We start from the raw sequence: 15,842 nt of genomic DNA, 5'->3' as shown, positions 1-15,842 counted from the left end.
CGATGACCAACACGCCCAACCCCGTCGTCCGCCTCAAGAACGCCTGGCGTTCGAGTCATCCCTGGATCTTCCAGCGCCTGGTTGACAAGCCGGCGCAGCGGCCCAAGCCCGGCAGCATCGTTGAGGTCGTCGGCGTCGACGGCGAGTGGATCGGCCGCGGCTTCTACAACGGCCATTCGCGCATCGCCGTGCGCATCCTCGAAACGCACCCCGATGTCCCGGTCGACGCGGGCTGGTTCTCGCGCAAGATCGCCGACGCGGTCGCGCTGCGCCGCGAGGTGCTCGGGCTCGACGCGGTCTCCGACGCCTGGCGCGTAGTGCACAGCGAAGGCGACGGCATCAGCGGCCTGGTCGTCGATCGCTACGGCGACCTGCTGGTGGTCGAGTTCTTCAGCGCCGGCGCATTCCGCCACCGCGACTGGATCTTCGAGGCGCTGCGCGAGCAGTTCCCCGGCTGCCGCTTCCACAGCTTCGCCGACGAGCATGTGCAGAAGCAGGAAAGCTTCGACTTCCGCGGCAGCACGCCGGCCGAGCCTGCGATCATCACCGAGCACGGCGTGCGCTTCCGCGCCGACCCGGCCGGTGCGCACAAGACCGGCTTCTTCGCCGACCAGCGCGAGAACCGCGAATGGCTCAGCCGCCAGGTCGCAGGCAAGCGCATGCTCGACCTGTGCTGCAACACCGGCGGCTTCGGCGTGTACGCGGCCGTGCGCGGCGCCAGCGAGGTGGTCGGCGTCGACATCGACGAGGACGTGATCGAGATCGCCAAGGGCAATGCCCGCCTCAACGATGTGCGCATCCGCTTCGTGCAGGCCGACATCTTCCCGTGGCTGCGCGATGCGGCGAACGCGGGCGACGCCTACGACGTCGTCGTACTCGACCCGGCCAAGATGACCCGCGACCGCGATCAGGTGATCCCGGCGCTGAAGAAGTATCTGGACATGAACAAGCTGGCGCTCGGCGTGGTGAAGCCGGGCGGCCTGCTGGCGACGTTCTCGTGCACGGGACTGGTCAGCGAGGAGCAGTTCCTGGACATGCTGCGGCGCGCGGCGTTCTACGCCGGCCGCACGATCCAGGTGCTCAAGGTCGCTGGCGCCGGCCCCGACCACCCGTTCCTGGCGCACGTGCAGGAATCGCGCTATCTGAAGGCGGTGTTCTGCCGCGTACTCGACTAGGGTGCCCGCGCGGCTGCGGCCCGGCGCGCGCCGGGCACTGTGGGGCGTGGCGGCGCTGACGCTTGCTGCACTCGTGGGCAGTGTCTGGTGGGAGCATCGGCACAGCGAACCGCCACCGCTCGGCCCGGCGCCTGCGGGCCTGCCGGCACGCATCGAGCCGGCGGCCGGCGACGGCCACCGCGGCGCGGTGGATGGCGATTGGGCACAAGCGCGGTTCGACGACCCCTACGGCATCGTCGTCGCCGCCGATGGCACGGCCTTCGTCGCCGAGGGCGGCGCGTCCAACCGCATCCGGCGCATCGCGACCGACGGCCGTGTCGATACGTTCGCCGGCGGGGCCGAGGGCTTCGCCGACGGCCGCGGCGCGCAGGCGCGCTTCCACACGCCCTCGGGTCTGGCGATCGACGCCGCCGGCACGCTGCTGGTCGCCGACACCGGCAACCATGCCATCCGCGCGATCGCGCCCGACGGCACGGTGACGACCCTTGCCGGCACCGGCGAGGCCGGCTTCGCCGACGGTCCGGCGAGCCAAGCACGCTTCCATGCGCCGACCGGCGTTGCGGTCGACACGGCCGGCCGGGTCTTCGTGGCCGATGGGTTCAACGACCGCATCCGCGTGATCGAGCACGGCCAGGTGCGCACGCTGGCCGGCGACGGCCGGCCGGGCTTCGCCGATGGCCCCGGCGCGCAGGCGCGTTTCGATACGCCCAGTGGGGTCGCGGTCGATGCCGACGGGTTCGTCTGGGTCGCCGATACCGGCAACCATGCGCTGCGCCGCATCGCGTCCGACGGCACCACCGCGACGCTGGCCCTGCACGGCAACGAGCCCGATGCGGCCCCGTCGGCACCGATCTCGATCGCGATCGATGCCCAGGGCCGGCTCTACCTCGGCGAACTCGCGCGCGGGCGCGTGCTGCAGGTCGACCCCGAGGGCCGCACGCACGTGCTGACCGGCCGCGACATGGCCCAGCGCCTGGCGCGACCGGCCGGACTCGCGTTCGATGCCTGGAACCGGCTGTGGGTCGCCGATGCGGCCGCCCATCGTGTGCACCGCATCGTGCAGGTCCGTCCGCAACGCGCCAAGCAGAACCTCGCCAATGCCGCCGTCGGCCCGGCGCCGGACATCGCGCTGCCCGATACCCGCGGCCGCTGGCCGCTGGTACCGCAGGACGGCTGGCACGAAGTCGTCGGCACGCTGGGCGAGGTGCGCGGCAACTTCCGTGGCGAGTCGCGCAATCACCTGCATGCGGGGTTCGACGTGCGCGGCGATGTCGGCACGCCCGTGCTGGTGATCGCCGACGCCAAGATCGCCAGCCCGTTCGCCGCCGCCGGGTTCGGCGACCAGGCCGAGCACCTGGTCCTCGACGAGCTGACCTACATGCACATGCGCGTGGGCCGCACGCCGCGCGGCGATGCGCTCGATCCGCGCTTCCAGCTGATCGCCGGAGACGACGGGCGCACCGCGCGCGTGCGCATCGCGCGCGGCACGCGGCTGCGCGCGGGCGATGCGATCGGCACGATCAACGCGCAGGCACACGTGCACCTGATGGTCGGCCCACCCGGCTATCAGCGCAACGCGATCGGGCTGCGCTTCCGCAACTTCGTTGACACCGTCGCGCCGCGCATCGACGACCTCGCCCTGCTCGACGCGAGCGACCAACCGATCGTCGAGCGCGAAGACGGCCGGCTGCGCGTGCCGCGCGCGGGCGGCGGTGTGCAGATCGTCGTCGAGACCTGGGACCAGGTCGACGGCAACCTGCCGCGCCGGCGCCTGGGCCTGCACGCGCTGGGCTGGCAATTGCTGACGGCCGACGGCACGCCGCTGCCCGGCTTCGAGACCCCGGTGATGACGATCGACTTCGATCGCATGCCGCCGCATCGCGAGGCGGTGCGCGTGGCCTACGCGGCCGACAGCGGCATCACCGTGCACGGCGCCTCGCGCACGCGCTTCCGCTACGCGATCAACAACCTCGTGCGCGACGGTCGCCTCGAACCGGCGCTGTGGGACCCGGCAACGCTGACCGCCGGCGATTACGTGCTGCGCGCGGTGGTGCGCGATGCCAGCGGCAACACCGCCACGCGCGAGCTGCCGCTGCGGCTGGATTGAGGCGTCGCGGCGCCTTGCTCAGCGCGGCGCGGGCGCGTCGTCGGTCAAGGGATAGCCGGCGAAGGCCTTGACCTCGTCCATCAGGAAGTGCGAGACGATCTTCTCTACGCCGTCGTCGCCGCTGAGCAGCGCGCGGGCGACGTCCTTCCAGTGGTGCACGTCGCGGACGATGACCCGCAGCATGTAGTCGTAAGGGCCGGACACGCGGCTGGCCTCGACGATTTCCGGCATCGCCAGGATGCGCCGGTCGAACTCGGTGAACCCCTCGAGCGCGTGCTGGCGGAAGCTGACCTGCGCCATGACGATCGTTGCCGAGCGGATGCGGTCGACCGCGACCTGGGCGCGGTAACTGCGGATCAGGCCGCGTTGCTCCAGTGCACGCACCCGCGCCAGACACGCGCTGGGCGACAACGCGACGCGCTCGGCCAGCGCTTGGTTGGTGATGCGCGCGTCCTGCTGCAGCACGTCGAGGATTCTCAGGTCGGTGCGGTCGGGCGGACGGATCGTCATGGCGGTCGGCGGCGGCAGGGACGGTACAACGTACCGAATTTCGGGGCACGGAACGCAGATCCTGCGAAATTGCGCGGCCGATTCCGCCGCATATGCGGGGCTATCTGGTCCTTCCATATTGGATTCAACGGCTTACGCGATATCCGCCCGCCGTGGAATCTGCTGGACGCGGTCGCGCGCGTCTTCCAATACTCGAAACGCGTCGCAACCGCGCCGGGAAGGGGACGCCCGGCGCTGCCATGACACCGATCCGTGTCCAGCCACCGCCAACCGGGGATTTCCATGCAGCCGCCTACCGTCTCACGTCTGGCCCGCGCGCTTCATCTGGCCTGCCTGTGTCTTCCGCTGATGACGGCCTCGGGCCTGGCGCTGGCGCAGGACCCGGCCGCCGTCGGCGCCCCGCCCTCGACCACCGAGCTCGACACCATCGTCGTCACCGCCGGCAAGCGCCAGGAATCGGTGCGCGAGATCGCCGGCTCGGTGTCGGCGGTCACCGGTCAGCAGCTCGAGGACCTCGGCGCGCAGTCGCTGTCGGACTACATCCAGCGCACGCCCGGCGTGGTGTTCAACAACTACCAGCCCGGCGTCTCGCACGTGGTCATGCGCGGCATCGCGACCAGTTCGGGCAATGTGCAGGGGCAGACCACCACCGGCTACTTCCTCAACGAGGTGCCGCTGACCGAGCCGGGCTGGACGATCGTCGTCCCCGACATCGACGCCTTCGACATCAATCGCGTCGAGGTGCTTCGCGGACCGCAGGGCACGCTGTTCGGTTCGGCATCGATGGGCGGGGCGATCAACTACGTCGCCAACCTCGCCGACGCCTCGGGTTTCGACGCCGCCGCCGAGCTCACTGCCAGCCAGACCCGCAATGCCGACGTCGGCTTCGGCGCCAAGGCGATGGTCAACCTGCCGATTGCCGAGGACGTGCTCGCGGTGCGGGCCGTCGCGCAGCTGCGCGAGGATCCGGGCTACCTCGACAACGTCGGCCTGGGTCGCGACGGCAGCAATGACAGTCGCACCGCCGGCGGTCGTCTGTCGATCACGCTGACGCCGTCGCAGGCCACCACGCTGAGCTGGTTGAGCCTGTGGCAGAACACCGACGCCGACGACAACAGCTATCGCATCGCCGGACTCGGCGAGTTCGAGCGCAGCACCGCGATCCCCGAGTTCACCGACACCAAGGTCGCGGTGCACAGCCTGCGGCTGGACCAGGACCTGGGCTTCGCCACGCTGACCGCGCTGCTCGCCCAGCAGGACAAGCGTCAGGATTGGCAGTTCGACTACACCCCGATCCGCGGCGCCTACAACGCCGACCTCGGGCTCGACCTCGACACTCCGCTGTACATCGCCTCCGGTGGCGAGAGCACCGGCCGCAGCCTGGAACTGCGACTGGCCTCGTCCGGCGCCCAGCGGCTCGAATGGCTGGTGGGCGGCATGGTGTTCGAGACCGACAAGGCCACGTACGAGGCGCTCGGCGCGCAGGGCGCGGCCGGCGCGTTCGACCGGTCGCCGCTGTTCGGGCCCGGCAGCGGCGCGGTCATCGCGCCGGACGATGCGATCTTCAACGCGTTCTACAGCCATCTCGACGGCACCGAGCTGGCGATCTTCGGCGAGGGGACGTTCCACTTCAACGATCAATGGAAAGCCACGCTCGGCGGTCGTTTCTTCCGCACCCGGGTCGAGTCGCGCAGCACCCAGGTCGGTTTCTCCACCTGGCCCGGTGACCCGATCGTCACCCGCGCGCGCACCGACGAGGACGGCTTCAATCCGAAGGCGTCGCTGACCTGGACGCCATCGCAGGATCTGATGGTCTATGCGCTGGTGTCGGAGGGCTTCCGCTTCGGCGAGCCCAACACCGGCGGCCTGAGCGCCTATCCGATTCCGCCCGGCTCGCGCAGCGACAGCCTGGTCAACTACGAGCTCGGTGCGCGCAGCAGCTTCGCCGACGGCCGCTGGCTGGTTGATGCGACGCTGTTCTACGTCGACTGGAAGGACATCCAGCTGCGCCTGCAGACCCCCGATTTCTACAACTACGCCAGCAACGGCGGCCAGGCCTACAGCCGCGGCGTCGAACTGGCGACGACCTGGCGACCGGTCGCCGGCTTCGACTGGCAGTTGGCCGCCACCTGGCAACAGGCGCGGCTGGACGAGGACCTTGAGATCCTCTGGGCCGGCACCGCGCCGGCCGGCGCACAGTTGCCCGGCTCGGCCGACTGGACCGTCAGCAACGTGCTCAATTACCAGTTCGACACGCGCTTTGCGCCGACGCTCACGCTTGCCCATCAGTACGTCGGCAGCGGCATCAGCGACCTGGCATCGGCCGTGCCCGGCGCAGTCCGCCACACCCAGGGCAACTACAACACGGTCGACCTGCGCTACCGCATGACCTTCGGGACCACTGACCTGACGCTGTTCGGCAGCAACCTTGGCGATGTGCGCGGCATTACCCGCAGCGTGTCCGAGGTCAACGGCATCGGCCAGGGCCTGGTGCGGCCGCGCACGTTCGGCGTGACGGTGCACTGGCGTTACTGACGCCACGCCGCAGTTCACCACGCCGGCCTCGCCGGCCAACGCCGGTGACGGCGCGAGAGGAGATCCACGAGTCCATGACGTCATTCGATTCCCCGGCCGGACGCGCCGACGCGCTGGCGCTGGGCCGGCTGGACGCGCATGCGCAGGCAGCGCTGCGCAGCAGCGGCGAGCTGTCCGCGCTCGAACTCACCGAGGCGGCGATCGTGCGCGCACAACTGCTCGATCCCGCGCTCGACGCGTTGAGCCACCAAGCCTTCGACGCGGCCCGGCAGCGCGCCCGCGCACTCGATGCCGCGGGCCCGGACCCGGCCGCACCGCTGGCTGGCGTGCCGTGGCTGGCGAAGGATTCGCTGCGCGTGCCGGGCATGCCCACGCGCGGCGGTTCGCGCAGCCGCAGCAGCGAACCGGCGACCGACGCACCGCCGTTCGTGCAGCGCTTCGACGCCGCAGGCCTGGTGGCGATCGGCAAGAGCGCGATGCCCGAGTTCGGCCTGATGGGCTCGACCGAGCCGCTGCTCGGCCCGGTCACGCGCAACCCGTGGTCGCGGGCGCATTCGCCCGGCGGCTCCAGCGGCGGGGCCGGTGCGGCACTCGCCGCCGGCATCGTGCCGCTGGCACACGGCAGCGACGGCGCGGGCTCGATCCGCATTCCGGCCTCGGCCTGCGGCGTCGTCGGGCTCAAGCCCGGACGCGGGGCCTGCGTGCCGGTACGTGGGCGTCATGCGATCGAAGACCTGATCGTGGCCGACAGCCTGATGTCGCGCAGCGTCCGCGACACCGCCTGGGCCTTCGCCACCGCGCATCCCGACCGGCCACTGCCGGTGACCGCGCAGGATCCGCGGCGACTGCGCATCGGCCTGGTGCTCGAATCGCTGCCGGGTCTGGCGCCCGACCCCGAGGTCGCGGCAGCGACGCAGTCGGCCGCGCAGCTGTGCGCATCGCTGGGCCATGCGGTCGAGGCGGTGACCTGGCCCTTGGACGGCGAAGCGATCTGGGCGGCGTTGCATACACTGTGGTCGCGGCTGGGCGTGGACGCGGTCGAACTGGCGACCGCCCAGGGCGGCGCCGCGTTCGCGCAGCGCGCACTCGAGCCGTGGACATTGGGCCTGGCGCACTGGCACGAGACGCACTGCGGCGTCGCCGAGCTCGAACGCGCCTGGACCACGGTGGCCGCGCTGCCCGATGTCTTCTCGCGCTTCCACGCCCACTACGACCTGCTGCTGTGCCCGACCCTGCGCACGCTGCCGCCAACGCTGGGCACGCTGGCGCCCGACCGCGACTTCGCCGCGCTGTTGCCCGCGATGTTCGAATGGATCGCCTACACACCGCTGCAGAACCTCGCCGGCACGCCCGCGATCTCGCTGCCGCTGGCGCAGGGCCCGAGCGGCCTGCCGATCGGGGTGCAGTTCGCCGCCGACCGCGGCCAGGAGGCGCTGCTGCTGGCGCTGGCCTACGAACTGGAAGCAGCCGCACCCTGGCAAGATCGCTGGCCACCGTCATCGGTGGCCAACCATGAGGACACACGCTGATGGGTCATGCCCGCGACACCCGCTATGCGCCCCGCCACGACGGCGACATCGTGCGCCTGATCCAGGCGCAACCCTTCGCCTGGCTGGTCTCGCCCGGCGGCGACGATGCGGCGTTCACCCCGCTGCCGCTGCGCGTGGAATGCGACGACCGGGGCCAGCTGATCGCGCTGCGCGGGCACCTGGCGCGGCGCAATCCGCACGTGGCGCGCCTGCGGCGCGACCCGCTGGCCCACGCGCTGGTCATCGGCCCGCACGCCTACGTCTCGCCGAGCTGGCTCGACGACCGCACCCAGGCGCCGAGCTGGAACTACGCCGCAGCTGCGTTCACGCTGGAGGTCGCCTGCAGCGATCGCGAAGCCGACATCGCCGACGAACTCGATGCGCTGGTGACATCGATGGAAGCCGGCCGTCCGAACGCCTGGTCGATGCAGGAGATGGGCGAGCGCTACGCGCGCCTGGCGAGCGGCGTGACCGCAATCCGCGGCCACATCGTCGCCACCCGCGCCACATTCAAGCTCGGCCAGGACGAGGCGCCGCACGACTTCGCGCAGTTGCTGGCCGGCCTCACCCGCGGCGGCGAACACGCGCTGGTGGACTGGATGCGCGACTTCGCCGCGGACCGCGACGCATGAGCGCAGCGCACGACGCGCTGGATCCGATGCTGCGCGGCTTCGTGACCGCGATCTGCAGCGAAGGCGCACGCCTGGCGGGCGGCCGCTCGCTCGACTGGCCGCAGCGGCGCGCGATCGCCGAGACCGTGCGCGCGCCATGGCGTGCGGGCGGGCCGACGATGGCGCAGATCACGACGCATCGCATCGACAGCGCGGCGGGCGCCTTCGACCTGCGGCTCTACCGCCCGGCGGGGCTGCGCCATCCGGCCCCTGCACTGGTCTACGTGCACGGCGGCGGCTGGTGTCTCTTCAGCCTCGACACCCACGACCGGCTGATGCGCGAGCTCGCCGCGCGCGCGGGCATCGTCGTGGTCGGCATCGACTACGCGCTCGCGCCCGAGCATCCCTATCCGACCGCGCTGCGGCAATGCGTGGACGCGGTGCGTACCTTGCGCACGCGCGCCGACGACTTCGCCCTCGATGCCACGCGGCTGGCGATCGGCGGCGACTCGGCCGGCGCCAACCTCGCACTCGCCACCGCGCTGCAGTTGCGCGATGCGGACGGGCACACGGGACTGGCCGGCTTGCTGCTGCACTACGGTGCGTTCGATACCGCGATCGACGCCGACTCGGCCGCGACGCTCGGCGCCGCCGATGCCATGCTCAGCGCCGACGAGATGGCCGACTACTGGCGCGCCTACCTCGGCCCAGCGGCCGACCGCTGTCGCGACCCCGCCGCCGTGCCCGCGCACGCCGCACTGCACGCCCTGCCGCCGACGCTGCTGTTGTGGGGCGAACGCGACGTGCTCGCCGCGCAGAACGCGGCGATGGCGGCGCGCCTGCGTGCGAGCGGTGTCGAGGTCGACACGCAGGCCTACGCCGGCGCGCCGCACAGCTTCCTGGAGGCGATGTCGGTGTCCGACATCGCCCGCGAAGCGCTGGCGCGCGGCGCCGGCTGGCTGCGCACGCGGCTGGCGCCTGCCGGAGCGGGCGCATGATGCGCCGCCTGAGCCTGAGCCTGCTGCTCCTGCCGATGCTGGCCTGCGCGCATGGCGCCGCGCGCAATCACCTGCCGACGCCCGAGGACATCGCCTCGCTGGCTGCTGTCGACGATCCGCAGATCGCGCCCGACGGGCGTCGCATCGCCTACACCGTCGGCACGCCGCAGCCCGGCGGCGCAGCGCCGCGCACGCAACTCTGGCGCGTGGCGTTCGACGGCGACACCGCGCCACGCGCCCTACCGGTGCCGGACGCGGCCCAGGACCGTCAGCCACGCTGGTCGCGCGACGGCCGGCAGCTGCTGTTCCTGTCCGACCGGCCGCGGCCGGGTGCCGACACGACCGGATCGACCCAAGTCTGGCGCGTCGACGCCGACGGCGATGCGGCGATGCCACTGACCGAATCGGTCGCCGATGTGACTGAGTTCGACCTGTCGTTTGATGGCGCGCAACTCGCCTGGCTGCAGACCGACCCACCGTCGCCGATCGAGGCCGCACGTCTGGCGGCCAAGGACGATGCCGTCGTCGTCGAGCGACCGACGCGTTTTTCGCGCGTGTGGCTGCGTGCACTGCCCGATGGCGCGGCGCGTGCGCTCACGCCGGTCGGCCTGCAGGTCCACGACCTGGCGTGGTCGCCCGACGGCCGCACGCTGGCACTGCGCACATCGTCTGGCACCACGCTCAACGACTACTGGTACGACTCGGCGGTGGTGCTGCTCGATGTCGCCAGCGGACGCATCGGCGCGCCGCTGGAGCCGCACGCCTCGGCGCACCCGCTGCAGTGGTCGCCCGACGGCCGCCGGCTGCTGTACGGGCGCCTGGGCGTGCACGGCATGGTCGCCACACCGATCGTGCACGACATTGAGCGCGACACCCGCATGGCGCTCGGCGAACATTGGCCGGGCACGCTGTGGCTCGCGCGCTGGCAGGACGATGCGACGCTGCTCGGGCAAGGTCAGCGCGGCATGCGCGGCGCATTCGTGCAGCTGGATGCGGCGACCGGTGCCGCGACCGAGCGCGCGCGGCCACAGATTCCATTTCGCAGCTTCACCGTCGCCGCCAATGGTCGCGCCGCCTATCTCGGCCTGCGCGACGACAGCCCCGGCAATGTCTGGACGTTCGACGGCGCGCAGCTGGCGCAACGCAGCGACCACCATCCGCAGGTCGTCGGCTGGCGGCTGGGCCAGGTGCGCGAACTCGAATGGCCGGCCTCGCGCGATGGCCGTTCGATCAGCGCGCTGCTGGTCACCCCGCCCGACTGGGACGGCACGACGCGGCTGCCGACGCTGGTGCAGATCCACGGTGGACCCGCCTGGGCGTGGTGGTCGGGCTGGCAGGGCTCGTGGCACGAATGGGCGCAGTTGCTCGCCACGCGTGGTTACGCGGTGTTGCTGCCGAACCCGCGCGGATCGGAAGGACACGGCAATGCCTTCGCCGAGCTTGCCCGCGGCGACTGGGGCGACGGGCCGTTGCAGGACGTACTCGACGGGCTCGACCTGCTCGAGCGCGACGGCATCGCCGATCCGGACCGCGTCGCGATCGGCGGCTGGAGCTACGGCGGCTATCTGTCCGCGTGGGCGGTCGCGCGCAGCAAGCGGTTCCGCACCGCGATCGTCGGCGCCGGCGTGCTCGACCTTGCAACCGCCGCGCTGACCAACGACGTGCCCGACTACCTGCCAGGCTACTTCGGCGATCCGCTGCGCGAGCGCACGCGCTATGACGCGCAATCGCCGGTCCACCACGCGCGCGACATCCAGGTGCCGATGCTGATCCTGCATGGCGAAGCCGATGCACGTGTACCGCTGTCGCAGGCGCAGATGTTCCAGCGCGCACTGCGCTTCAACGACACGCCGGTCGAACTGGTCACCTATCCGCGCGGGCCGCACTGGTTCCACGAACAGGCGCACGAGATCGACCTGCAGCACCGCGTCATCGACTGGCTCGATCGCAGCCTGCGCTGAGCAGAGTCGGTGCTGACGCGGCTGCGTCAGTTGAACGCAAGCCGCACGCCGAAGCCGACTAGGCAGGCGCCGGCGATCCGTCGCAGCCAGCGGCTGATGCGCGGATCGCGGGCGACGCGCGCACGTAGTGCATGGCCGGCGAGGATCAGCAGCGAGCAGTACAGCAGCCCAAGCAGGCCGATCAGTCCCGCCATCGCCGCGAACGTCGTCACGCCGCGGTGCTGCGCCGGATCGATGAACAGCGGAAAGAACGCCATGTAGAACAGCACGGCTTTGGGATTGAGCAGCGTGATCAGCACGCCCTGGCCGAACCAGTGGCCGTTCCCCATCGCGACCCTGCCCGCGCCGTCGCCGCGCCTGCGCAGCAGCTGCACACCGATCCACACCAGATACACGGCGCCGAGCCATTGCACGCCGCGAAACAGCATCGGGTTGGCGGCGAGCAGTGCGGCCACGCCACCGGCGGCCAGCCACAGCAGCACTTGGTCGCCGAGCGCCAGACCGAAGAACGCCGCATAGCCCCCGCGCACACCACCGCGCGCAGTCGCGGTCAGCAGCGCGAATGTCCCCGGCCCCGGAATCGCGAGGAACACGAGCACCGCGACCACGAAGGTCGGCAGATCGGAAATGCCCATCCAGCCCATGTCGTCAGCGCCGCGGATCGAGCACGCATGATACGCAGGCGACGCGGCCGTTCACGGCGCGGGACACGCATGGCCGCCGCGGTGCCGATCGGATTCACGTCGCCTCGTCGGCGTGACCGGCACGGTGTGCAGTCGCGGGCATCGATGCAGGGCGGCCGAACGGTCGGGACGCGATGGTCGCCATCCCCTGTCGCCGGAGACTCCCATGCATTCACGTCGCAGCTTTCTGTCCGCCGCCGCGCTCGGCGCCACCACCCTTGCCACCGCGCCGCTGATTGCCAGCGCGCAGACCTCGCCCGGCGATGTCCTGCCGACCCAGGGGCGTCGCCGGTCCGCTGCGCTGCCGACAAATCCCGCAGGCGGTCGCAGATACCGCCCGAACGCGCGCGTCGGACTCGGCGGCGCGCCGCTCGGCAACAACTGGGCGGTCGTCACCGAGGATGACGCGCAGGCCACGCTGGAGGCCGCGTGGGACGGCGGTATGCGCCTGTTCGACACCTCGCCCTGGTACGGCCTTGGCCGCTCCGAGCGTCGCTTCGGCCACGTGCTGGGGCAGAAGCCGCGCGCGGAATACGTCATCTCCAGCAAGGTCGGCCGCCTGCTGACCGCAACGAAGGACACGCCGAAGGTCGGCTGGAAGGACCCGCCGCCGTTCGACTACCGCTACGACTACAGCGCGACCGGCACACGCCGTTCGATTGAGGACAGCCTGCAGCGCCTGGGGATCGACGCGATCGACATCGTGCTGATCCACGACCTCTCGCCCGACAACGGCGACATGAAGGAACGCTGGACCGAGTACTTCGAGCAGGCCCGCACCGGTGCCTTCGTCGAGCTGACCAAGATGCGCGAAGAAGGCCTGATCAAGGCCTGGGGCATGGGCGTCAACACGCCCGACCCGGCGCTGCGGGCGATCGAGGTCGCCGACCCGGATATCTTCCTGCTCGCCTGCCAGTACTCGTTGCTCGACCACCAGCGCGCACTCGACGACACCTTCCCCAAGCTCGCCGACAAGGACATCTCGGTGATCGTCGGCTCGCCGCTGCTGGCCGGCTTTCTGACCGGGCGCGACCGCTACCTGTACGGGTCGCAGCCGGTACCGGCCGATGCCCAGCAAAAACGCGCAAAGGCCGAAGAGATCGTGCGTGCGCATGGCGTCGACCTGCGCACCGTCGCACTGCAGTTCGCCAATGCGCCCGAGGTCGTTTCGGCGATCGTGCCCGGCGCACGCAACGCGCGGCAGGTGCAGGAGAACATCGCCTCGATGTCGGTGGCGATTCCCGACGGCGTCTGGGACGACCTGCGCCGCGCCGGCATCGTCGCTGCGAACGCGCCGGTGCCTGCAGCGGCCTGACGCGGCCCGCGCCCGGCGCTACGGCGCCGAGTGCGAGGCGGCCAGGTGAGCGCGTACCGCCTCGATCAGCGCCGGCCGCGTCTCCACCCGCGGCACGCCGTGCAACTCGCGCTGGATGCCCACAACGTGGTGACCGGCCTAGCGATTGTCCGCCACGGGGCCAGGCGACTCCGTCCACTGCGCGTGCAGAAAACCTGCGACCGCATGGCAGTGCGGTGCATCCACGTTGGCCAGCACGATGACGGTTTCACCGGTCAGTGGGTAGCTGCGGATATCGGTACAGATGCCGTCGGCAGAGCCACCATGCCCCCAGCGAAAATCGCGCGCCGGAATGTCGTCGCCGTAGTCGGTCGCGAAGAAGCCCAACCCCATGAATTCACGATGCGGCCGAATTGCATCGGCGAATAGCGACGGCGGCAACAGGCGCCCCGCCTGCAACGCGCGCACGAAGGCGAGCATGTCGCGCGCGCTCGACACCTGCCCGCCGGCGGGAAAGCCGCGCACCGGCAGCGTCGCGCAGTTGCGCTGGCGCTGGCCCTCGATCTCGACGTAGCCGACGGCGAGATCCGGCGAATCGTCGGCGCATGCGATGCTGCCGGTCCGCATCATGCCGGCCGGCTCGAAGACGTGCGCCTGCAGATACGCATCGAAGTCTTCGCCGGTCAGCACCTCGACCATCCGCGCCAGCACGACATGCCCGAAGTTGCCGTAGCGCTGCGCGCTGCCTGGCGGAAATTCCGGATCGCGCATCCAGTGCAACGCCAGCATGTCGGCGACACTGCGCACGCGAGTCCGGTTGTCCGCGTTCTCCATGCCGAACAGCGCGATGTCTCCAGCGCCCGCGGTGTGGGTCAGCAGTTCGCTGACGGTGGCATGGTCGGCGAAAGCGCGCGCGGGATAGTCCGGCAGGACCTCGGCCACGTGCGTATCCAGCGACAAGCGTCCGGCAGCCACCTGCTGCAGCACGGCCACGGCGGTGAACATCTTGCCGGCCGAAGCGAGGTTGAAGCGCGTCTCGGGCGTGACGGCATCGTCCCGCTCGGCGTCGCGTCGCCCATAACCGCGCTCGAACACGACGCGCCCGTCCTGCGCCACGAGCACCACGCCCGAGAATGCGCCAGCGGACGCCATCCCGAGTGCAAAGCCATCAAGCTGCGCAAGCGCCCGTGCGTCCGGCGCCGCCTGTACCGCTGCAGCGTCGGGCGAGGCCAGCCACATCACCAGCAGAAGTATCGATGCGCGCACGGGTCGCCGCATCCGATCAGCGCACCGTACTCGTCAGCGCATCGAAGGCTTCGTCGATCTGCGCAGGCGAAAACCCGCAATGGCCCTCGCCGGCCGGCGGCAGCACCGTCAGGTTGCGACTGCGGCCCGCGGCCTGGACGAGCACTGGATAGACGCCCTGCAGGCGTGCGGTGATCGTCGGATCGTCTTGGTTGTAGCGCAGCACCACCGGCCGTTCGATGCGCCCGTCCAGGTCGGCCACGCGGGCCAGCTGCGCCATCGCGCGGGTGTCGCCCCGATAGCGCGGCGCGGCGGCGTTGAAGGCCGCATCGTCGCCGAATCCGGCGTAGACCGTGTCGCGGTTGTCGACCGGCAACCCGCCGGTGCGCGCCGTCATCTCGCGCAACACCAGCGCGTACAGACCGAGCGTGCCGGTCAGACCTTCGGTTGGCACCTCCAGCGCCGTCGCTAGCGCGGCCGCGGCCTCGGTGTCCGACGCCAGCGCCGCGCCGATTGCCTGCATCAGCGCGATCTGGTCGCTCGGCAGGTCGTCGAGCGGCGGCGCGGCTGGATCCGACAGCCCGCGCCCGGGCAGGCCAGCTTCCGGAAAGAAGACGTCGAATGCGACCAGCGCCCGCTGCGCGTCCTCGAACATGCGTGTGGCCGGCACGTTCGCGCCGCACAACGACAATGCGCCATCGTAGCGATCGCCATGGCGCTCCAGGCTCGCGAGCGCGGCCTGGCCACCCATCGAGAACCCGACCAGCCAGCTGCGCCGCAGCGCATGGCGCGTCGCGAGGTGTGCGCGCAGGCGTTCGCTGTCGTCGACGGCCGCGGCCACCGCCCAGCCCTGCTCGGCATAGCCACTCTCGGCGACCGCGTAACCGCGGGCCAGGAACACCGGCGTGGCCTCGTTCGCCGGCCAGGGATCGGCGCGCGGGACGCCGCGGGGCTCATAGCCATGCAGCAGCAGCACCAACTCGCCATTCCAGTCGCGGGGAATCTCGAACCGGTACGGCGCACCCGCGAGCGTGCCGGTCTCCACACGCGGCTCGGCCGCGGTGTCCACAGCGTATGCGCCCGCGCAGGCCATGAGCAGCCCCGCCAACACCCCACCCAGTGCCACGTCTCGATGCCTGCGTGCCATGCCCTGCGCCATCCCCGACGACCTTTGCGCACCCTACCCGAAGGCAG

12 protein-coding genes are annotated in these 15,842 nt (G+C 71.0%); 8 read left to right on the top strand and 4 right to left on the bottom strand.

From position 1 onward, the window contains the following. Positions 1-2: 2 nt before the first annotated feature. Both WAF18_RS01940 and WAF18_RS01935 read left to right on the top strand, forming a co-directional pair. Entirely contained in the window at positions 3-1,175 is a 1,173-nt protein-coding gene (locus WAF18_RS01940; protein WP_183424986.1) for a class I SAM-dependent rRNA methyltransferase, read from the top strand. 1 nt (position 1,176) lies between these two features. Continuing rightward, positions 1,177-3,282, top strand: a complete 2,106-nt coding sequence (locus WAF18_RS01935) for an NHL repeat-containing protein (protein ID WP_337243616.1) — start codon at positions 1,177-1,179, stop codon at positions 3,280-3,282. Positions 3,283-3,300: 18 nt separating this feature from the next. On the opposite strand, the gene WAF18_RS01930 is transcribed toward WAF18_RS01935, so the two are convergent. Next, complete coding sequence (locus WAF18_RS01930) at positions 3,301-3,792, bottom strand: Lrp/AsnC family transcriptional regulator (protein ID WP_337243615.1); 492 nt, start codon at positions 3,790-3,792, stop codon at positions 3,301-3,303. A gap of 282 nt (positions 3,793-4,074) precedes the next feature. Here WAF18_RS01930 and WAF18_RS01925 point away from each other — a divergent pair, with 282 nt between their 5' ends. The 5 genes from WAF18_RS01925 (at position 4,075) to WAF18_RS01905 (ending at position 11,426) form a co-directional block, all read left to right on the top strand. Beyond that, entirely contained in the window at positions 4,075-6,327 is a 2,253-nt protein-coding gene (locus tag WAF18_RS01925) for a TonB-dependent receptor (protein WP_337243614.1), read from the top strand. A gap of 74 nt (positions 6,328-6,401) precedes the next feature. Beyond that, on the top strand, positions 6,402-7,856 hold the full coding sequence (locus WAF18_RS01920; RefSeq protein WP_337243613.1) for an amidase family protein: 1,455 nt from the start codon (positions 6,402-6,404) through the stop codon (positions 7,854-7,856). Beyond that, a complete protein-coding gene (locus tag WAF18_RS01915; RefSeq protein ID WP_337243612.1) occupies positions 7,856-8,488 on the top strand; it encodes an FMN-binding negative transcriptional regulator in 633 nt (210 codons plus the stop codon). The genes WAF18_RS01920 and WAF18_RS01915 overlap by 1 nt, the downstream gene beginning before the upstream one ends. Further along, positions 8,485-9,465: an alpha/beta hydrolase gene (locus WAF18_RS01910; protein WP_337243611.1), complete on the top strand. Its 981-nt coding sequence runs from the start codon at positions 8,485-8,487 to the stop codon at positions 9,463-9,465. Before WAF18_RS01915 ends, WAF18_RS01910 begins: the two co-directional genes overlap by 4 nt. Further along, positions 9,462-11,426 carry a S9 family peptidase gene (locus WAF18_RS01905; RefSeq protein WP_337243610.1) on the top strand — a complete coding sequence of 655 codons (1,965 nt, stop codon included), beginning with the start codon at positions 9,462-9,464 and terminating at the stop codon, positions 11,424-11,426. Before WAF18_RS01910 ends, WAF18_RS01905 begins: the two co-directional genes overlap by 4 nt. 26 nt (positions 11,427-11,452) lie before the next feature. Here the strand turns inward: WAF18_RS01905 and WAF18_RS01900 are convergent, their stop codons facing one another. Beyond that, positions 11,453-12,061 (bottom strand): LysE family translocator, encoded by a 609-nt coding sequence (locus tag WAF18_RS01900; protein ID WP_337243609.1) that lies wholly within the window; start codon positions 12,059-12,061, stop codon positions 11,453-11,455. A gap of 214 nt (positions 12,062-12,275) precedes the next feature. Between WAF18_RS01900 and WAF18_RS01895 the strand changes: the two genes are divergently transcribed. Further along, entirely contained in the window at positions 12,276-13,424 is a 1,149-nt protein-coding gene (locus WAF18_RS01895; RefSeq protein WP_337243608.1) for an aldo/keto reductase, read from the top strand. 138 nt (positions 13,425-13,562) lie between these two features. Here the strand turns inward: WAF18_RS01895 and WAF18_RS01890 are convergent, their stop codons facing one another. Both WAF18_RS01890 and WAF18_RS01885 read right to left on the bottom strand, forming a co-directional pair. Then, positions 13,563-14,669, bottom strand: coding sequence for a serine hydrolase domain-containing protein (locus WAF18_RS01890; protein WP_337243607.1), 1,107 nt, complete (start codon positions 14,667-14,669; stop codon positions 13,563-13,565). Positions 14,670-14,685: 16 nt separating this feature from the next. Next, a complete protein-coding gene (locus WAF18_RS01885; protein ID WP_337243606.1) occupies positions 14,686-15,795 on the bottom strand; it encodes a hypothetical protein in 1,110 nt (369 codons plus the stop codon). Positions 15,796-15,842 lie beyond the last annotated feature (47 nt).

Source organism: Luteimonas sp. gir, assembly GCF_037198055.1.
GTDB classification, from domain to species: domain Bacteria; phylum Pseudomonadota; class Gammaproteobacteria; order Xanthomonadales; family Xanthomonadaceae; genus Luteimonas; species Luteimonas citri_A.
This window is presented reverse-complemented; position numbering and strand designations above follow the sequence as displayed.